Annotated in this window: 15 protein-coding genes; 7 read left to right on the top strand and 8 right to left on the bottom strand. The window is 71.9% G+C overall.

The genetic code is table 11. The features are described 5' to 3' along the window. Positions 1–225 precede the first annotated feature (225 nt). The 5 genes from HD593_RS05250 to HD593_RS05230 form a co-directional block, all read right to left on the bottom strand. Complete coding sequence (locus tag HD593_RS05250; protein ID WP_185100977.1) at positions 226–390, bottom strand: hypothetical protein; 165 nt, start codon at positions 388–390, stop codon at positions 226–228. A gap of 70 nt (positions 391–460) precedes the next feature. Then, positions 461–730, bottom strand: a complete 270-nt coding sequence (locus HD593_RS05245; protein WP_103964555.1) for a WhiB family transcriptional regulator — start codon at positions 728–730, stop codon at positions 461–463. Between the two features lie 128 nt (positions 731–858). Further along, positions 859–1,125 (bottom strand): hypothetical protein, encoded by a 267-nt coding sequence (locus tag HD593_RS05240; protein ID WP_185100976.1) that lies wholly within the window; start codon positions 1,123–1,125, stop codon positions 859–861. Positions 1,126–1,239: 114 nt separating this feature from the next. After that, positions 1,240–2,139, bottom strand: coding sequence for an acyl-CoA thioesterase II (tesB, locus tag HD593_RS05235; protein ID WP_185100975.1), 900 nt, complete (start codon positions 2,137–2,139; stop codon positions 1,240–1,242). A gap of 116 nt (positions 2,140–2,255) precedes the next feature. After that, complete coding sequence (locus tag HD593_RS05230) at positions 2,256–4,292, bottom strand: ATP-dependent DNA helicase UvrD2 (protein ID WP_185100974.1); 2,037 nt, start codon at positions 4,290–4,292, stop codon at positions 2,256–2,258. Between the two features lie 153 nt (positions 4,293–4,445). Here HD593_RS05230 and HD593_RS05225 point away from each other — a divergent pair, with 153 nt between their 5' ends. Then, positions 4,446–5,348 carry an alpha/beta hydrolase gene (locus tag HD593_RS05225; RefSeq protein WP_312903363.1) on the top strand — a complete coding sequence of 301 codons (903 nt, stop codon included), beginning with the start codon at positions 4,446–4,448 and terminating at the stop codon, positions 5,346–5,348. 72 nt (positions 5,349–5,420) lie between these two features. Then, on the top strand, positions 5,421–5,669 hold the full coding sequence (locus HD593_RS05220; RefSeq protein ID WP_185100973.1) for a glutaredoxin domain-containing protein: 249 nt from the start codon (positions 5,421–5,423) through the stop codon (positions 5,667–5,669). Here HD593_RS05220 and nudC read toward each other — a convergent pair whose 3' ends face one another. Beyond that, on the bottom strand, positions 5,670–6,641 hold the full coding sequence (nudC, locus tag HD593_RS05215; protein ID WP_185100972.1) for an NAD(+) diphosphatase: 972 nt from the start codon (positions 6,639–6,641) through the stop codon (positions 5,670–5,672). Between the two features lie 148 nt (positions 6,642–6,789). On the opposite strand from nudC, the gene HD593_RS05210 reads away from it, so the two are divergent. From HD593_RS05210 to HD593_RS05195, 4 genes are read left to right on the top strand one after another with little or no spacing between them, the layout of a single operon-like run. Next, on the top strand, positions 6,790–7,929 hold the full coding sequence (locus tag HD593_RS05210) for an ATP-grasp domain-containing protein (RefSeq protein ID WP_185100971.1): 1,140 nt from the start codon (positions 6,790–6,792) through the stop codon (positions 7,927–7,929). Next, positions 7,926–9,449, top strand: a complete 1,524-nt coding sequence (locus HD593_RS05205; RefSeq protein WP_185100970.1) for an IucA/IucC family protein — start codon at positions 7,926–7,928, stop codon at positions 9,447–9,449. Before HD593_RS05210 ends, HD593_RS05205 begins: the two co-directional genes overlap by 4 nt. Positions 9,450–9,451: 2 nt before the next feature. Continuing rightward, a complete protein-coding gene (locus HD593_RS05200; protein WP_185100969.1) occupies positions 9,452–11,059 on the top strand; it encodes an IucA/IucC family protein in 1,608 nt (535 codons plus the stop codon). Then, positions 11,056–12,153: a type III PLP-dependent enzyme domain-containing protein gene (locus HD593_RS05195; protein ID WP_185100968.1), complete on the top strand. Its 1,098-nt coding sequence runs from the start codon at positions 11,056–11,058 to the stop codon at positions 12,151–12,153. Before HD593_RS05200 ends, HD593_RS05195 begins: the two co-directional genes overlap by 4 nt. Here HD593_RS05195 and HD593_RS05190 read toward each other — a convergent pair. Together HD593_RS05190 and HD593_RS05185 are read right to left on the bottom strand one after the other, a co-directional pair. Further along, positions 12,113–15,394 carry an ATP-dependent helicase gene (locus HD593_RS05190; RefSeq protein ID WP_185100967.1) on the bottom strand — a complete coding sequence of 1,094 codons (3,282 nt, stop codon included), beginning with the start codon at positions 15,392–15,394 and terminating at the stop codon, positions 12,113–12,115. The two genes, HD593_RS05195 and HD593_RS05190, sit on opposite strands and share 41 nt — an antisense overlap. Further along, complete coding sequence (locus tag HD593_RS05185) at positions 15,388–18,705, bottom strand: ATP-dependent helicase (protein WP_185100966.1); 3,318 nt, start codon at positions 18,703–18,705, stop codon at positions 15,388–15,390. The genes HD593_RS05190 and HD593_RS05185 overlap by 7 nt, the downstream gene beginning before the upstream one ends. A gap of 249 nt (positions 18,706–18,954) precedes the next feature. Between HD593_RS05185 and HD593_RS05180 the strand changes: the two genes are divergently transcribed. Continuing rightward, entirely contained in the window at positions 18,955–19,608 is a 654-nt protein-coding gene (locus tag HD593_RS05180) for a class I SAM-dependent methyltransferase (protein WP_185100965.1), read from the top strand.

Here is a 19,608-nt window from a genome sequence, read left to right as displayed (position 1 = left end):
CTCCGGGAAAGTGAGAAGGCGGCCGGCGTCAGGTGGCGAGGAGCGGATCCGTGCAGGGGCGGCGGCTCACGTCGTGCGGTGCGGACGGCGACGGAAAGGCCGGGCGCTCGGTCTGGGGAGCAAGGGAAGCAAAGGGGAGCAAAGGTAAGAGCCGGGCGCTCGGTGCGCCCGGCTCTCAGGAAAGGATCTGACGGGAGATCCTGCGCCGGCGGCAGGATCTCCGGATCAGATCTGGCGGCTCAGGGCCTGGCGCAGGCGGTCGTTCGCCCGCTTGACCTCTCGCCGCGCCCGCTGCACGCGCGTGACGCGCAGGATGAGGCGTTGCTCCTCCGCCTCTCGGTGGAGGGTTTGTATTCGGTCATTGACCAGGTCATGGATGAGATCCGGCACTGCTCGGCTCCTGCTCGGTCGAGTCGTCATTGGTTTGTTTCGCTTTCTGGTGCGTGGGTGGAGATGGCGGTCAGGCAGCGACCGGGTGCTTGCGGGGACGCCCGCGCGGACGCTTGCGGGGAACAACGGTTCCCCTGAGGATCAGCTCGCCGCCCCAGACGCCCCACGGCTCCTCGCGCTCGAGCGCGCGGGCCAGGCAGGCCTTCTGGATCGGGCAGCCGCCGCAGAGTGCCTTGGCGAACTCGACGTCCTCCGGCGACTCGGCGAACCACAGGTCAGGGTCGGTACGACAGGGGATCTTGGCTTCGTCGATCAGGTCCATGATCGTCTTCGCCCCCATCTGCTTCTCCTTCGATCGATCTTTGATCTTTAGTCGGGCACCTCATAGGTGGTCGGAGGATCACGGACAAACAAGAAGGCCGCGGATCCTGTGTGCGGATCCGCGGCCTGGAGGCTGCTATGTGCCGGTCAGGTTATGACCGGAGCATCCCTCCAGGGTTGCGGACCGCACAGTCCACCCTTGGTGAGCTGGTTGGCCGGCAGTTCGATACGTCCCTCGTAGACAGGAGCGCCTGGCATGGCGGCCACACCGACGTGGGCGCGCGCGTAGAAGGCGGCGGCCTGGCTACGGGCAGACTTCTCCTGCCGCAGCTTGGCGGACCCATCTGCGAGTCTCACCGAGTCGCGGCATGCGAAGGCGAGCCACTGCGTGGCCGACATCTGAATGCTGATCACCCGGACTCACCTTCTCTCTCTGGATCGTCGGAACAGACCTGTCCGACTCGCTTGACCATGACCCTAAACCGGGAAGCCGGGAAGGGGCAACATATTTTCTACCTGCGATTTCGCCTAATTCGTGAGGCGAATCATGGCCTCCTGGACGACTGAGACCACGAGGTCACCCGACGCGGTGTACATCTCACCCCGCGCGAGCCCTCGAGCCCCCGCCGACCACGGTGACTCCTGAGCATAGAGCAGCCAGTCGTCGGCCCTGAAGGGGCGGTGGAACCACATGGCGTGGTCGAGCGAGGCGCCCATGACGTTCGAGGCGCCCCAGGCCATGCCGTGGGCCAGCAGTATCGTGTCGACCAGCGTGAAGTCGGACGCGTACGCGGCCAGCACCACGTGCAGGAGCGGGTCGTCGGGCAGGTCGGCGTGGTAGCGGAACCACACGTTCGTCTGCGCGCTGCGCAGCTCGGGGTTCTGGAACGCCTCCCACGTGAGCGGCGAGGCGTAGCGCGCGTCCACCGGCCGGGGGCGGGTGAACCACTCGCGCAGCTCCGGGTGGTCGCCGACGAGCTCGTACATCCGGTCCTGGAACGTCGGCAGCGTCTCCGGGTCGGGCACCGAGGGCATCACCGAGGCCTGGTGCGAGACGCCCTCCTCGAAGACGTGGAACGAGGCGGACATCGTGAAGATGGCCTTGCCGTGCTGGACGGCCACCACACGCCGGGTGGTGAACGACCGCCCGTCGCGCAGCCGCTCGACGTTGTAGACGATCGGGATGGAGGGGTCGCCCGGGCGGATGAAGTAGGCGTGCAGCGAGTGCACGTTCCTGTCCTTGGGGACCGTGCGGCCGGCGGCCACCAGGGCCTGCGCCGCCACCTGACCGCCGAAGACACGCTGGATGCGCTCCTCCGGGCTCCTGCCGCGGAAGATGTCGAGCTCGATCTGCTCCAGGTCGAGCAGATCGAGCAGCTCCTTGAGCGCCGAGTTCACGTGTGCGTCCCCCTCGTGGTCACCGGTCATCGGGACACGTTCCCCCTCATGGTTACCGGTCCCTGGACAAGTTTGGCGTGCCGTCCATTCCACCCCATGAGGGGGTCTGGTTTGTCCGATGATGCCCCGGCCGGGTTTCGGCTCCGTTACGAACCCCGGCACAGGGACAGAACGGCCTCGCCGTACCGGTCGAGCTTGACTCGGCCGACGCCGGCGATCGAGAGCAGCTCCTGCTCGGTGACCGGCGCGCGCTCGGCGATGGCCTGCAGCGTCACGTCGGTGAAGATGACGTACGGCGGCACCTTGCTCTCCTTGGCCGTGGCGGTACGCCACGCCTTGAGGCGTTCGAGCAGCGCCTCGTCGTAGTCGGCGGGGCAGGTCGAGCAGCGGCCGAGCTTCTGCTCGGCGGCGTTGACCAGCGTCTTGGCGCACACGCGGCAGCTCACCGGCGTGGCCACCTGGCGGCGCTCGCGGGTGGGCGGCGCCAGGCGCGGCGGGGACGCGGCGCGGCCGGTGAGGCCGTCGAGGAAGCGGGACGGGCGGCGGCTCTTGCGGCCTCCCGGCGCGCGGGCCAGGGCCCAGGAGATCGACAGGTGCTCCCTGGCCCGCGTGACGCCGACGTAGAGCAGGCGGCGCTCCTCCTCGATCTGGTCGGGGGTCTCCGCGTAGATGATGGGCAGCATGCCGTCGGTGACCCCGACGAGGAAGACGGCGTCCCACTCCAGGCCCTTGGCGGCGTGCAGCGAGGCCAGGGTGACGCCCTCGACGGGCGGCGCGTGCTGCTCGGAGGCGCGGCGCTCCAGCTCGGCGACGAACGCGGGCAGGTCGGCCCCCTCCGCCGCCATGTCCTCGGCCAGGTCGGCCAGGGCCTTGAGCGACTCCCACTTCTCCCGTTCCTTGCCTCCCCCCGGAGGCGTGGGACTGAGGCGCAGGATGTTGTGGACCTCCGCGGCCAGGGGTTCGCCGGCGGCGGAACGGGCGGCGCCGCGCAGCAGCACGACCGCCTGGCGTACTTCCGGACGTTCGAAGAAGCGCTCGGCGCCGCGCAGCACGTACGGGATCTCCGCCTTGGTCAGGGCCTCCTCGTACGCCTCCGACTGGGAGTTGACCCGGAACAGCACGGCGATCTCGCGCGAGGGCACGCCCTTGTCGAGCAGCTTCCTGATGCCCCTGGCCACTCCGGCGGCCTCGGCGGGCTCGTCGTCGTACTCGTTGAAGAGCGGCTTGGGCCCGTCGGGCCGCTGGGCGACCAGCTCCAGGCGGTGCGGCGAGCGGCCCTTGGCGATCACCAGGTTGGCCAGGTCGACGACCTGCGGGGTGGAGCGGTAGTCGCGGACCAGCTTGATGACGGACGCGTTCGGATGTTCCACCCCGAACCCGGTCAGGTAGCGCGGGCTGGCGCCGGTGAAGGAGTAGATCGTCTGGTTGGGGTCGCCGACCACGCAGACGTCGTCGCGACCGCCGAGCCAGGTGTCGAGCAGCAGCTTCTGCAACGGGTTGACGTCCTGGTACTCGTCGACCACGAAGTAGCGGTACTGCTGGCGGATCTGCGCCGCCACCTCCTGGTGCTCGGTCATCACGGCCGCGGTCAGCTCCAGGATGGTCTCGAAGTCGACCAGGTGGCGCTCGCGCCTGATCCGCTCGTACGCCTCGTAGACGCGGCTGAGCTGCTCGGCCGGGATCGGCGGCGTGCGGTGGTACTTCGTCGCGGCCGCCACGTAGTCCTCGGGGCCGATCTGCGTGACCTTGGCCCACTCGACCTCGGAGGCGATGTCGCGCAGCTCGGAGCGCTCGGGGGTGAGCCGCAGGCTGCGGCACGCCTCGCCGAGGACGGGCAGCTTGGACTCGATGACCGACGGGGCGGTGCCGCCGATCACGCGCGGCCAGAAGAAGGTGAGCTGGCGCAGCGCCGCGGCGTGGAACGTGCGGGCCTGCACCCCGGGCGCGCCGAGCGCGCGCAGCCGCTGGCGCAGCTCTCCCGCCGCGCGCGTGGTGAACGTCACAGCCAGCACGCTCTGCGCGTCGACCACGCCACTGCGCACCGCGTACGCGATGCGGTGGGTGATCGCCCGGGTCTTGCCCGTCCCCGCGCCGGCCAGCACGCACACCGGCCCGCGCACGGCCTCGGCGACAGCGCGCTGCTCGGGATCGAGTCCGATCAGTACGTCGTCCGCGTCGTTCACGTGTGTATCCTCCCAGCCGCTGGCGGAGAACCACTTTATTCTGGCAACATGCGGGGCCGAACTATGTTCGTAAGCTAGTCGTCAACAAGATGCAAAGAACTGGTCTTTTCCCCCACAATGGGGCCCGACCATTGCATGGGGGAAAGGAAGGCCGTGCGAACTGCGGTTTCCGTGAGCGCTCTGGCGCTCGCTGCCGTCGCGCTCACACCCGTCGCCGCGAGCGCGTCCATGGAGCCGACCCCAGCTCCCACGGTGGACAACCCCGTAGACGCCGAGGGCATCGGCGGGTTGTCGATGGAGACAGTCCAGTACGGCTCGCACAAGCGCCAGAGCATGGATGTCTGGTGGACGCCCGACGGGCAGCAGCGGCCGGGGATCTTCCTCATCCACGGCGGCTGGTGGTCCAGCGGCGACAAGAAGTACATGAGGGAGATCACCCGCAGCTACGCCGAGCTGGGGTACACGGTCTTCAACCTCAACTACCGCCTGTCGGGTGACGCGGCCTGGCCCGCGCAGCGTACCGACGCGCTGGCCGCCATCGCCGCGGCGCGCAAGCACGCCGACCGGTACGCGTTCGACGCGAACAACTACGTGCTCATGGGTTTCTCCGCCGGCGGGCACATCGCGGCGGCGGTGGGCACGTACGGCGACGGCATCGGCGGGCTCAAGGGCGTGGTGGGGCTCTCGCCGATCATCTCGCCGCTGCGCGCGTACTCCGACGGCGAGAAGAGCGACAACGCCAGCAAGCGCAAGCTGCGCACGGCCGCGATCAAGCTGGCCGGCGGCTGCGCGCCCAAGGGCAAGTGCTCGCGCATCTGGGCGAGCATGGAGGTGGCCTGGCACGCCAGCCGTAACGACGCCCCGATGCTGACCATCCACTCCGAGAACGAGTTCGTGCCGCCGGTGCAGAGCCAGTTGCTCAAGCAGATGCTCGGGCAGGTGGGGGTGCAGGTGTCGGTGTTCACGCAGCCGGGCACGAACCACAGCTCGCCGCTCTACCGGGAGCCGGGCGTGGCCGAGCGGGTGCAGGCGTGGATCGCCGCTCGAATCGGGTAATCCGGGATTAGACGGGCGCTGCGCGTTGTTGCACGGATCGCCCGTTACCTGACCTTGGAGGGATGTCCCAAGATGGCGCTCACGGTCTACAGCACCACGTGGTGCGGCCCATGTAAGCGGCTCAAGGCCCAGCTCACCCGCGAGGGCATCAGCTTCGACGACATCGACATCGAGCGTGACCAGTCGGCGGCGGAGTTCGTGATGAGCGTCAACAACGGCAACCAGGTCGTGCCGACCGTCGTGATCGAGACGCCCAAGGGGCGCGTGGTCCGGACGAACCCCTCCGCCCTCGAGGTCAAGGCGCTGCTCGGAGCAGCCTGATCACCAGTCGCCGACGAGCTCGCCGCCGTACCAGGTCTCGATCAGGCGGCGAGCGATCGAGACGGGCGGCGGCAGGCGCAGCTCCCCCGACTCCAGCGCCCGCGCCAGCTCCTCCCGCGAGAACCAGTGCGCCTCGGCGATCTCCTCGGCGTCGGGCGTGAGCGTGGTGGTCACGGCCTCGGCGAAGAAGCCCAGCATGAGGCTGCGCGGGAACGGCCAGGGCTGGCTGCCGAGGTAGCGCGGGCTGGTGACGGCGATGCCGACCTCCTCGGCCACCTCGCGCACGACGGCCGCCTCCAGCGACTCCCCCGGCTCCACGAACCCCGCCAGGATCGACAGCCGCCCCTCCGGCCACTGCGGCCCGCGGGCCAGCAGGCAGCGGTCGGCTTCGTCGCGGATCAGCATGATCACCGCGGGGTCGACGCGTGGGAAGTGCTGGCTGGAGTCCTTCGGGCACACCCGGATGTGACCGCCGGCCTGCACCGCGGTGCGCGTGCCGCAGCGCGGGCAGAACTCGTGGGTGGCGTGCCACGCCTCCAGCGCGACGGCGTAGACCAGCAGGCCCGCGTCGCGGTCGCCGAGCAGGCCGCCGACCTGGCGCAGCCCGGCCGCCACCGGCTCCCCCTCCGGCGTGTCGCGCAGCGACATCGGGATCGTCACGCGGCCGTTGATGTCGCCCTTGGGCAGGCCGGGCAGCGGCGCGGCGACGGCGAAGTAGGCGACGCCGTCCTCGACGCCCAGGAGGTAGCGCTCACCGGGAGGTGCGTCGGCGGGCGTGAACAGCACCGCCTGCACGTCGTCACCCACCCGCCGCACGAGCGTGTGACCGTTGTCGATCACCAGCACCTTGGTCGCGGGATCCGCCCAGGCCCGCTCCAGCCACCGATCGTCGGCCCGCAACGCCGAGGATCGGTCGATGGTCCCCCGCGCAAGCAGTAGCGGGCCGATGAGTTGCTCTTCCGCGGTCTCCACTGGTGCCGCCCCCTCCTGAGTCCCATGTCATCCTATGACCTCGCAGTTAGCCGGTGTTTACGGTATCCGCGCGCCGTGGTGATCTCTGAAGGGCTAAGATTCGACGGGTTAGGTTAGCCTTACCTGATTCTTCGGGGGTGCCTTCGCGTTGCGGCTCTACCTGACCGCGCTCAAACCAACCGATTCCGTGACGGACGGCTTCCTGCCTGCGGCCCGGGCGCTCGGCTGCGAGGTGACCATCCTCACCGACCGGCCCGAGCGGCATCCGTCCGCGGTGCCGTGCGACGTGCGCGACCCGCGCGCGCTGATCGACACCATCGAACACCTCGGCAGGCCGGACGCGATCTTCTCCAACTCCGACCACCTGCAGACCGAGACCGCGCTGGCCGCGGACTACTTCGGGCTGCCGGGCAAGGACTGGCGGGCGTGCGCGGCGGCGAAGAACAAGTTCCTGATGCGGCGCAGGCTGCGGGAGGCGGGGGTCGAGCAGGTCTTCTCCGTACGGCTCGGGCCCGGCGATCCGGTGCCGTCGCAGGTGCCGTACCCCGTGGTGCTCAAGCCCCGCGAGGGGGTGGCCAGCGAGGACGTGATGCTGGTCGAGAGCGGGCTGGAGCGGGCCGTGGCCGAGGTGAGGCGGCGGCGGCCCGGCGAGTCCCTGGTCGTGGAGGAGTACCTCGAAGGGCCGCTGCGGACGCTGGAGACGCTGGGGGACGAGGGCGGGCTGCGGGTGCTCGGCGGGTTCGAGACGACGCTGGGGGCGTTGCCGTACTTCGTCGAGGAGCGGCTGGACTGGGCTCCTTCCGACGGGTCACAGCAGCATGTGCTGGGGGCGTTGCGGGCGCTGGGGGTCGGGTTCGGGGCCTGTCACACCGAGTACGTGGTCACCGCCGGTGGGCCGCGGATCGTCGAGGTGAACTACCGGGTGATCGGCGATCACTGCGACTTCCTGCTGGGGGACGTGCTCGGGGTGCCGGTGTTCGAGTGGATCCTGGGGGTGCATCTGGGGGCGCGGGTGCCTGCCGTTCCGGAGGTTTCCCGCTTCGGGGCTGCGGTCAGCGTGGTCGCCGATCGGGCCGGGGTCGTCAAGAGCGCGCCCGGGCACGAGTCCGTGGTCCTGGAGGACGTACGGCTGTGGCACCGGCCGCTGCGGGCCGTTGGGGACGTTGTCACCCTGACCCGTACCAACCGTGACTACCTCGGCGTGGTGCGGGCCGTCGGGCCGTCCCGGGAGCGGGTGGACGCCGTGGTCGAGGAGTTCCGGGCCGCGCGGCCGTGGGTGGTCGAATGAGGTCGCGGGAGGCCTACCTGGCCGCTCGGGTGCTGGACGCGCTGTTGCGCGAGGACTACGGCGGGCTGGCCTCCCGCGTCACCCGGACCAAGGACGGGGTGGGGCTGCCGCTGGCCGATGGGCGGTGGGTGCGGCTCGCGCCGGGGGTGTTGTTCCAGGACTTCGTGGTGGCGGCGGAGGAGCGGCTGGGGCTGGAGCAGGTGCTGGAGACGCTGGTCGAGGTCTCCCCGGGCGAGGACGCCCAGGGGGTGGCGGCGTTCTTCGAGGAGTGTGTGGCGGCGCTGGGGGCCTTGGAGTTGTTCGACGAGCGGAAGGCGGCTGTGCCGGAGGGCTCGTACGAGGTGCTGGCCGCTGCTGTGGATCATCCTGTTTATCCGACTTCGCGGGCTCGGGTGGGGTTGTCGGAGGCCGAACTGCTGGCCTACGCGCCGGAGTTCGGGGGGTCGTTCGAGTTGCGGTGGGCGGTGGTTCCGCGGCGGGCGCTCGCGCCGGGCTCCGCCGTACACCTACCCGCCGACGCGGCGCCGGGTTGGGCCGGCGCGTCCGCGAAGGCGCGCAGCCCCACGGCGCACAGCCTCGCGGACGCCGATGAGGTGTTGTTCCCCGTGCATCCGCTGGCCGTGGACGAGGTGCGGAAGATCGACGGGGTGCGGGTGCTGGACGAGGCGGCGGTGACAGTACAGCCGACGTTGTCCATGCGGACCGTGGAGGTCGGGCCGCGGCTGCATCTCAAGCTGCCGCTGCCGATCAGCACCCTGGGTGCCAGGAACCGGCGGTCGATCAAGCCGGGGACGCTGGCCGACGGCGCCAGGGCCGAGTTGCTGCTGCGGGAGCTGGCCGGGCCCGACGTGGTGCTCGCCGACGAGCAGACGTACGCGGACGCCGGGCACGAGTACCTCGCCTGGATGGTGCGGCGGCTGCCCGAGGGGAGGATCGTGCCGGTGGCCGCGCTGGCCGTTCCCGGTGTGCTCGACGAGCTGGGTGACGTGCTGCCCGGTTATCTGCGGCTGCTGTTGCGGTGGAACGTACGGCTGTTCGTGCGCTACGGCGTCGCGCTCGAGGCGCACCAGCAGAACCTGGCGCTGCTCTTCCAGGGCGACCGGCTCAAGCTGCTGGTCAAGGACAACGACGGGCTGCTGGCCTCCCCGTCGAGGCTGCGGGCCGCGGGGGTCGCGGTGCCGGAGTTCGCGGACGAGCGCATGCTGAACGACGACCCCCACGCCCTGGCCGACGTCTTCGTGACCATCACGCTGCACCTGGCGGCCGCCGCCGTGGTGTTCGGCGCGCTGCCGCACGACCGGGCCGCCGCGCTGCTGCGGGACACGCTGGCCGAAGCGCTCGACGAGTACGGCGACGACCCCATGGCCAGGCTCCTGCGCGCCAGGACGCTCGACGCGGCCAGGCTGACCGGCAAGTCCATGATCACCGCTGGCACGCTCGTCTCGAAGGAACGTTCCGGGGCGCGCGACGTCAACAAGTTCTACGGCACCAGCGGGCCGAACTACCTGAGGAGAGCCTGAACATGCACGGACTGGCCATCGACGCGCCTTCCGGCCCTGCCGAGCAGGCGACGCTGGCGGGCCTGCTGCGCTGCTGCGTGCGGGAGGTGGCCGGGCCGCGTGGCCTGGTGTGGCCGGCTCCGCCGTACCTGCTGCTGCGGGTGGCGGGCACGCTGCTGCGGGCCCGTACCCATGGCGGGGCGGCGCTGCGCTTCGACGGCCCGCCCGAGCGGCTGGAGGCCGGCGCGTGGCGGCCGCTGACGGCCGACGAGCTGGTCCGCCTGGTCGAGACAGAACTGCAGGGGCAGGGCGGGCTGGTGGAGGTCCCCGGCGGGCCACCGGTGCGAGGCGGGGTGGAGGCGCACGGCGGGGCGCAGGGGTACAACGGGGAGTTCGCCGAGCAGGTGGCGGCCAGCAGGGACGCGGTGGCGGCCATTCTGCGGGCCAGGGCCGCGGCTGTGCCGCCCGCCGATCCGTGGCTGGCCTCGGAGCAGGCGCTGGTGTACGGGCACCCGTTCCATCCCAGCCCCAAGGCGCGGGGCGGGGACGGCTGGCTGGCGTACGCGCCCGAGGCGCACGCCCGGTTCCCCGTCCGGCTGCTCGGCGTGCCGGAGGACGCGGTGGCCGAGGGCGGCGACGCGTCGGCGCTGGACGGCATGGGGCGCGGGCCCGGCGGTTACCGGGTGCTGCCGGCGCATCCGTGGCAGCTCCGGCTGCTGGGGCCGGTGCTCGGGAGCGAGCTGATCGACCTGGGGCCGGGGCCGACCGTGGTGCCGACGTCGTCGGTCCGGACGGTGTACGTGCCGGAGGCGGAGGTCTGCCTGAAGTTCTCCCTGGACGTGCGGATCACCAACTGCGTACGGAAGAACGCCTGGTACGAGCTGGCCGGGGCCGTGGAGCTCACCGAGCGGCTCAGGCCGATCTTCGCCGAGATCTCCGTCAAGCACCCCGCGACTCGCTGGCTCCCCGAGCCCGGGTACCGGTCGGCCGCGTCCGGGCGCAGGCTGCACGAGGGCCTGGGCGTGATCGTCAGGCAGAGCCCCTGGGCCGTCTGCTCCGCCAGCGTCACCCCGATCCTGGCCGGCGCCCTGGCCCTGGAGGTGAAGGCGCCCGACCCGGTGACGTGGTGGCGCTCGTACGTCGAGGTGGTCGCGCTGCCGGTCCTGGAGCTGTACTTCGCGCACGGCGTGGTGCTGGAGCCCCATCTGCAGAACGTCCTGGTCGGGCTGGACGGCGACGGCCTGCCCGTGGAGGCCGTCTTCCGCGATCTGGAGGGCACCAAGCTCGTCGCGGGGCGCCACGACCTCGGCGGGCTGCAGCCCGAGGTGGCGCGCGCGTTCACCTACGACGCCGAGCGCGGCTGGGCGCGCGTGGTGTACTGCCTGCTCGTCAACCACCTCACCGAGATCGCCGCCACGCTCGCGGGCACGGACGACCAGCTGCTGCGCGAGTTGTGGCGGACCGCCAGGGACCTGTTCGACCGGCAGGCGGCGGGGCTGGGGTGGCCGCTGCCGCTGTCGGACCTGCTGGCCGGCGCGCCGCTGCCCGCCAAGGCGAACCTGGGCGTGCGCTGGGCCAGAGCGGCCGACCGCGCCGCCGGTTACGTCCCGATCGCGAACCCGCTCGCATGACCGGCCCCCGCGTCCCGGCCTCCGCCGCGATCGATCCCCGCGTCCTGGCGGCAGCCGCGGCCCTGCCCGGGGTGCCCGCCTACCTCTACGACCTGCCCGCGCTGGACGAGCACGTCGCGTCCGTGCGGCGCGCGCTGGGCGCCGTCGAGCTGTACTACGCGGTCAAGGCCAACCCCGACGCCGAGGTACTGAGGGTGCTGGCCGGGCACGTGGACGGGTTCGAGGTGTCGTCGGCGGGCGAGCACGCGCACGTCACCGGACTGTTCCCGGGCGCGAAGGTGGCGCTGGGCGGGCCCGGCAAGACGGACGCCGAGCTGCGCCTGCCGCACCACCGCCTGCACGTCGAGTCCCCGAACGAGCTGCGCCGCCTGCTCGCCACCGGGCTGGAGGCCGACGTGCTGCTCAGGCTCAACCCGGACCTGCCGGTCGAGGGCGCGGCGCTGACGATGAGCGGGCCGTTCGGGATGGACGAAAACGGCGTGGCCGAGTGCCTGCCGCTGTTCGGCGACCGCGTACGGCTGCGCGGCCTGCACACCCACCTGGCCAGCGGGCTCGACGCGGAGCAGTTGCTGGGGCTGGCGCGGCGGTTGCTGGACAACCCCTACGAGGAGGTCAACCTCGGCGGCGGGATGGCGGTGTCGTACGAGTCGCCCTGGTCCCGCTTCGACTGGGAGGCGTACGGCAGCGGGCTGGCCGGGCTGGGCCGGGGCAGGCGGTTGCGGATCGAGCCGGGCCGGGCGCTGACCGTCTACTGCGGGTACTACGTGACCAGGGTCGTGGACGTGAAGCGGGTGCGCGGCCAGGCGTACGCGATCCTGCTGGGCGGCACCCACCACCTGCGCACGCCGGCGACGAAGGGGCACGACCAGCCGTTCACCGTGCTGCCGGGCGGCAGGCCGGACTTCACCGACGAGCCGGTCACGCTCGTCGGCCAGCTATGCACCCCGAAAGACGTCTTCGCCCGAAATATCGTGACCTCGGTGGGCGTGGGAGACACCGTGGTGTTCGAGATGGCCGGAGCCTACGCCTGGAACATCTCGCACCACGACTTCCTCATGCACCCGAAGCCGGCGTTCCACCATCTACGAGCCTGACCCGCTCGATCAGCTCCACCAGCCCGGCGGCGTCGAGCAGGTCCACCGGGCGTACGGTGCGGTTGGCGCGGACGTAGTGGAAGGCCGCGCCCACCTCCTCCAGCGGCACCTCCGCCAGGTGCGACCAGGCCAGCCGGTACGCGGCGAGCTGCACGGAGGCGGCCCTGGTGGCCTTCTTGCCCCTCGGCGGCTGCCCGGTCTTCCAGTCGACGACCTCGTAGCCGCCACCAGGCCGCTCGAAGACGGCGTCCATGCGCCCGCGCACCAGCCGATCGGCGATCATCGTCTCGAACGGCACCTCCAGGTCCACCGGCCGCCGGTCGGCCCACTCGCTCTGCTCGAACCGCTCCTGCAGCTCCGCCAGCCGGACATCGGCCTCTTCGAGCTCCTCGTCGTACAGCTCCAGGTCGTCGATCAGCCGCTGCTGGTCCCAGCGCGTCTCCAGCCACTTGTGGAACGAGGTGCCCCGGCGGGCCAGCGGCGCGGGCTTCTTCGGCACGGGACGGCGGATCCTGCGGGCCAGCTCGCGCGGGTCGGCGGCCAGCGTGACCAGCGACGACACGGTCAGCTTCATCGGCAGCTCGACCGTGGTGGCGGGCTTGCGCCGGTGCAGCTCCCGCTCGCGCAGCAGCAGGTCCGTGTCACGCTGCCAGGCCCGCAGCCGCTCCTCCTCGTACGCCTTGACCGGCTCGTCCTCGTACGGCCCGAGCGTGCCCGCCAGCGCGTCCTCGACCAGGCGGGCGCCGTCGAGCACCGACTCGTAGCGCAGCCCCTCGGGCTCGACCGGCCAGGTGGCCTCGGCGGGCTCGGCCAGCAGCGGGTTCGTGGCGCCCTCCGCGAGGTCGTCCGCCCAGAATGAGATGCGGTCGGCGGTGTCGCGGATCTCCAGCAGGAAGTCGGACGGCTCCAGCGGCTTGGTCGCGCTGCCCCAGCGGTAACCGGAGGCGATCAGGTGGTAGTGGGCGCGCGTCACGGCCACGTACGCCAGCCTGCGCTCCTCCATCAGGTCCCGCTCGCGGCAGTGCTCGTCGAACGCCGCCAGCTCCTCCTTGCTCAGCCCGCCCAGCCGGGGCAGGTCGGCGGCGTCGCCGCGCAGCGCGTACGGGAGCTTGCGCGGGTTCTCCGTCCACCGGCTGTTCATCACCGGCGTGGCGGGGAAGATGCTGCCGGTCGCGATCGTGCCCTTCGAGCTCACGAGCTGCGACAGGCCGGGCACCACCACGACCGGCCACTCCAGGCCCTTCGAGGCGTGCACGGTCATCAGCTTGACGCTGTTGCTCTCGCCGACCCGGCCCGCCTCCAGGCCGAACTCCTCGCTCTCCGCCGCCTGAAGGTAGGCCAGGAACGCCCCCAGCGTCGGATCCTCCGCGTCGCCCGCGAACCTGGAGGCCGCGTCGAGGAACGCGTCGAGGTCGGCCCGCGCCGCGAACGCCCCCACCGTGCCGCTGCGCGCCGCCACCTCGATGTCCAGGCCGAGCCTGCGCTCCACCTCGCTGATCAGGTCGGGCAGCGGCTGCGCGGTGTGCGCGCGCAGGTGCCGCAGCTCCTGGGCGAGCGCCACCAGCCTCGTGCGGGCCAGCGGCGAGAACGGCTCCAGCCACTCCTCCCTGTCGGGCAGCTCGTCCAGCGCGTCCACCAGGCTGCCTCGCTCCTCCGCCAGGTCGGCCACCACCTGGTCGAGCGGGTCGTCCTCGCGGTGGCTCTCGCTCAGCTCGCGGGCCAGCGTGCGGGCGTGCTCGCCCAGCACTCGGAGGTCGGCGGGGCCGATCCGCCAGCGGGGCCCGGCCAGCAGCCTGGCCAGCGCGTCGCCCGCCGTGGGGTCGTAAAGGACGCGGAGGGTGGCCACGATGTCGTTCACCTCGGGCACGGTCAGCAGGCCGCCCAGGCCCACCACCTCGACCGGGATGTCGCGCTCCTCCAGCGCCCTGCGGATGGCGGGGAACTGCGAGCGCTTGCGGGCCAGGATGGCGACGTCCTGGGGCTGCAACGCGAGGGTCTTCTTGCGCTCCTTCTCGCCCCAGGGCAGGCCGTCGGGCGCGGTCTCCTGGCCGAGGAGCCTGAAGACGCCCTCGGCGATCCACTTGGCCTCGTCCTCGGCGGTCTCGTGGAAGGCGCAGGTGACGCGGCCGCGCTCGACCCGGTTCGCGCCGGGGACCAGCACGGGGACCTCGCGGGCCTCCATGCGCAGCGGGAGCTGGACGCGGGCGGCCACGTCGAGCACGCGGTCGCCGTTGCGGAAGCTGACGCTGAGCTGGCGGACCGGGGCCGGGTCGCCGGTGGCCGTGCGGAAGTCCTGCGGGAAGCGGCGCAGGTTGCCCGCCGAGGCGCCGCGCCAGCCGTAGATCGACTGGCACGGGTCGCCGACGGCGGTGACCGGGTGGCCGCCGCCGTAGAGCGAGCGCAGCAGGACGAGCTGGGCGTGGCTGGTGTCCTGGTACTCGTCGAGCAGGACCACCGAGTAACGGCCCCGCTCGATCTCGCCGACCTCCTTGTGGTTCGCGGCGATCCTGGCGGCCAGCGACATCTGGTCGCCGTAGTCGATGACCTCGCGGCCGCGCTTGAGCCGCTCGTACCGCTCCACCAGGGGCAGCAGCTGCTCCCTGGCCGAGTGCACGCTCAGCGGCTTGCGCTGGGCCAGCGTCGTCCTGCCCGGGAGCGCGGCGTGCCTGGCCTCCAGCCACTCCCCCACGCGCCGTACGTCGGCGGGCGAGCGCAGGTGCTCCGACAGCTCGCCCGCCAGCTCCAGCAGCGCGGCGGTGACCGAGGGCGGGCCCAGCTCGATCTTGTCCATCGGCCCGTCGTACATCGCCACCACCCGCGAGGCGAGCTGCCACGACACGGCGGGCGTGACCAGGCGCATGGTGGGCTCCAGGCCCTCGCGCAGCGCGTGGTCGGTGACCAGGCGGGCGGCGTAGGCGTGGTAGGTGGACACGGTGGGCTCGTTGTCGAGCGCGCCCGGCTCGACCAGCCCGGCCTCGGCCAGGCCGTTGAGCCGCTCCCGGACCCTGGTGGCCAGCTCGGCGGCGGCCTTCCTGGTGAACGTCAGGCCCAGCACGTTCTCCGGCTTGACCAGGCCGTTGGCGACCAGCCAGACCACGCGGCCGGCCATGGTCTCGCTCTTGCCCGAGCCGGCCCCGGCCATGACGACCATCGGCTCCAGCGGGGCCTCGATGACCGTCGCCTGCTCGGGGGTGGGCGGGAGGATGCCGAGCTTGCCGGCGAGTTCGGCGGGCGTCAGCACACCTGGCCCCCGTTGTCGTTGACCGGGCAGCTCGCCCTGGCCGCGCAGGTGCGGCAGCCGTCGTTGACCTTGGCCTGGAAGAACGGGCCCGACATGCCGATCGCCACGGTGTCGACCAGGTCCTTGGCCCAGCCGGGGTCCTTGTCGTCACCCAGCGCGCCCTGCGACTGCTCCAGCGCGTCGTTCTTGCCCGCCGCCTTGCCGAGCTGCACCAGCGCGGCACCGCCCGGCTCGGTCATGCCGTGCCGGGCGAACGCGCCCAGCAGCGCGGCGAGCTGGTAGACGCCGAGCTGCGGATGGCGGTCGAGGTCGCCCGCCTTCGGCTTGGAGCCGCCCGTCTTGAGGTCGATGATCACCGCGCGGTTGTCGGAGTCGCGCTCCACCCGGTCGACGCGGCCCTTGATCTGGACGCCCTCCGACACCATCGCCGTGAACGCCTCCTCCAGGGCCACCAGCTCGCGCGGGTTCTCCTTGTGCCAGCGCAGGAACTTGCCGATCATCTGCTCGGCCACCTGGCGCTGCTTGCGGTTGTACCAGACGCCGCCGAAGTCCAGGTCGTTCCAGATCTGGTCGAGGCGGTCGCCCAGCAGGTCCTCGCTGGGCAGGTCGGTGGCCGCCAGCACGGCCAGGGCGTGGATGATGTTGCCCAGGCCCTGGGCGGTGCTGGTGCCCGCCGCGCCGACCGCCGTCTCCAGCAGCCAGCGCAGGCCGCACTTGGTGAAGCTCTCCACCGCCGACGGGGAGATGCTGACGACGCCGTCCGGCCAGCTCAGGGGGCGGTCGTCGGAGATCGGGGTGAGCGCGTACCAGTCGTTGGGGTGGGCGCCCTGCACGCCGGCGGCGGCCAGGCGGGCGAGCTGCCGCGCCGCCTCGTGCCTGACCCGGCGCGGCTTGGTCGGATCGGTCACCGCGCTGCGCAGGTCGGCCACGAGCGCGGGCATGTTCAGCCAGCGGGCCCGGTCGTCGACCGTGGCCGACTCCACCGCGCCGGGCATCAGCTCCGACAGGAACCTGGACGGGCGCTCATCGGTGTCCTCGCCGCCCACCGCCGTGATCACCAGCCTGCGCCTGGCCCTGGTGGCGGCCACGTAGAAGAGCCTGCGCTCCTCCGCCAGCATCTTGGAGACCAGCGAGGTCCTGTTCGGCTCGCCGCCCTCGACCGTCTCGATGAGGTCCTCCACACCCAGCAGCGAGCCGCGCAGGCGCAGGTCCGGCCAGACGCCCTCCTGGACGCCCGCCACGACCACGACGTCCCATTCGAGGCCCTTGGAGCGGTGGGCGGTCAGCACGCGTACGGCGTCGCCGTCAGGTGCCCGGTCGGCCAGCGTGTCGCCGGGGATCTCCTGGGCCGCCAGGTCGTCGATGAACACCTCGGGCCCCGCCATGGGCATCCGGTCCACGAACCTGGCCGCGTGGTCGAACAGCGCCACCACGGCGTCGAGGTCGCGGTCGGCCTGGGCGCCTCTGGGGCCGCCGGACAGGCTCTGCTCGCTCCAGCGGCGGGCCAGGCCGCTCGCGTCCCAGATCGTCCACAGGAGGTCTTCGGCGGTGCCGTCCTGGTGCACGGCCTCGCGGGCGGCGGCCAGCAGCCTGGCCACGCGCTCGGCGGGGAGCGCGACGTGCGGCTCGACGCGGGTCAGCTCGCGGATGTCCTTGATGGCGGCGACGAGCAGCTCGCCGGACGAGCGCGCCTTGAACGGCAGCCCGTCCACCTCCTCGGCGGGTTCGGCCGGGGCGCCTGCCTCGGCGGAATCGCCAGGATTGCCCGCCTCGGCCGGTTCGCCTGGGGCGGTCGCCTCGGCCGGTTCGCCTGGCGCGGTCGCCTCGGCCGGTTCGCTAGGCGCGGTCGCCTCGTCGGCGGCCACGCCCATGGCCTCGTTCTCGGCGATCTTGAGTGCGCGGCGGAGGCGGCGTACGCCGATCATGTCGGTGCCCCCGAGCGGGCCCGTCAGCAGCTCCTCGGCGGTGCCCTCGTCGAGCTCTGACGGATCAAGCGCCACCCGCAGCATCGTGAGCAGCGGCCGCACGCCCGGCTCCTGCGCGATCGGCACCTCGTCACCGGCGATCATCGTCGGCACGCCGGCGTTGGTCAGCGCCCGCCGCAGCAGCGGCACCTGCCGCCTGGCCGAGCGGACCAGCACCGCCATCCGGTGCCACGGCACCCCGTCGATCAGGTGGGCCCGGCGCAGCGTGTCGGCCACGATCGCGGCCTCCTGGCTGGTGCTGTCGGCCAGCAGCACGCGCACGTCGCCCGGATCGGCGTCCGGCGGCGCGACGAGGTCGCGGTGGCCGTGCCGATGGTCGGGCCGATGGTCGGGCCAGTCGTCAGGGTCCTGGCCGGGCTCCCGCGTCGGCGCCGGCCCGACGGGCAGCCTGGCGGCCACCCGGCGGGAGGCCTCCAGCAGGTCGGCGCCGCTCCTGCGGCACACGCGCAGCGCCAGCACCGGCGCCTCCCGGCCGTCGAGCGTCCTGAACCGCTCGGGGAACTTCATGATGCCCTGCACGTCGGCGCCCCTGAACCCGTAGATCGACTGGTCGGGGTCGCCCACCGCGACCAGGTCGCGGCCGTCGCCGGCGAGCTGGGACAGCAGCAGCTCCTGCGCCGGGTCGGTGTCCTGGTACTCGTCGACGAACACGACGTCGTGCGCGGCCCGCTCGCGCTCCCGGATCTCGGCGCTGGCCAGCAGCGCGGTGGCGGCGCCGACCAGCTCGGCGTAGTCGTAGGTCTCCTCGGGGGCGAGGTCGAACCGGTCCTGGTAACGCTCGGAGAAGCGCCCGGCCGCCACCCAGTCGGCGCGCCCGTGCCGCCGGCCGAGCGCGACCAGCCGTTCGGCGTCGAGCCCGCGCTCGTTGGCGCGGGACAGGAAGTCGCGCAGCTCCTCGGCGAAACCGCGCGTCTTGAGCGGCTCGCGCAGCGACTGGGGCCAGTCGGGGGCGCCGTTCTCCAGCTCGCCGTGGAGCAGCCGCCGGATCTCCAGAAGCTGCTCGGGGCCGGTGAGCAGGCGCGGCAGCGCCTTGCCCGCCAGCACGCTCTCGCGGCGCAGCAGCGCGTACGCGTAGGAGTGGAACGTCATGGCCACCGGCGTGCGCGTGGTGCGGCGCAGGCGGCCGGTGACGCGGCGGCGCAGCTCCTCGGCGGCCTTGCGGCTGAAGGTGAGGATCAGCACGCGCTCGGGGTCGACGCCGCGCCGCTCGATCCTGTCGACCACGCTCTCCACGATCGTGGTCGTCTTGCCGGTGCCAGGACCTGCGAGAACGAGGAGCGGGCCGCTCCGGTGCCCGACCACGGCACGCTGATGCTCATCGAGCACAGGGGGCACATCGGGCCCCCCGCTGCCGCGCCGCACCAACCGCCAGGTCTGAGCACTCACAGCACTAGATTCCACCAGACCACAGGGGTAGATCGTGCCGACTTGCCCGGTCTCCCCTAGCGATCCGCCTACCGTATCGAGGCAAAAGTCAGATTTTCTTGCGACACGCCGGGCACTTTGTTCGCCAGGAGCTTCACCGATACCACGATATATCTTGACTTGCGGATAACGCGATATATCGTGTTGGCCATGACGAAAGCCTACAGAGGCATGAGCATGGAGGGCACGATCGCCCGCTGGTACGACGCCAGCAACGGCAAGGCCCCCTCCCGCTACGACGAGCAGGTCGCCAAGGTACGGCAGCACGCCCCCAAGGGCGCCAGGGTCCTGGAGGTCGCCCCCGGCCCCGGCTACCTCTCGATCGCCCTGGCCGGCACCGGCGACTACACCGTCACGGGGCTCGACATCAGCGAGACGTTCATCGCGATCGCCCGGGGCAAGGCCCTCGACGCCGGCGTGCCGGTGGACTTCCGGCTCGGCAACGCCTCGGCCATGCCGTTCAACGACGACACCTTCGACTTCCTCATCTGCTGCGCCGCCTTCAAGAACTTCGCCGACCCGGCGGGGGCGCTGCGCGAGATGCGGCGGGTGCTCAGGCCCGGCGCGACCGGGCTGATCATCGATCTGCGCAGGGACGTGTCCAGGCAGGCCGTCCGGGACGACGTGGCGCGGATGGGGATCGGCGTGGTGTCCAGGGCGTTCACCAGGTTCGCGCTGCGGTCGTTCCTGCCGAGGCGGGCGTACACCAAGGCCGAGTTCGAGGCGCTCGTCTCGAAGGCCGGCTTCGGCGCGCACGAGATCCGGCAGACGCCGCTGACCCTGGAGGTCGAGCTGCGCAAGTGA

The organism is Nonomuraea rubra (assembly GCF_014207985.1).
Classification (GTDB): Bacteria; Actinomycetota; Actinomycetes; order Streptosporangiales; family Streptosporangiaceae; genus Nonomuraea; species Nonomuraea rubra.
Note: the sequence above shows the minus strand (reverse complement) of the source record. Positions and strands in the feature narration are given on the sequence as shown.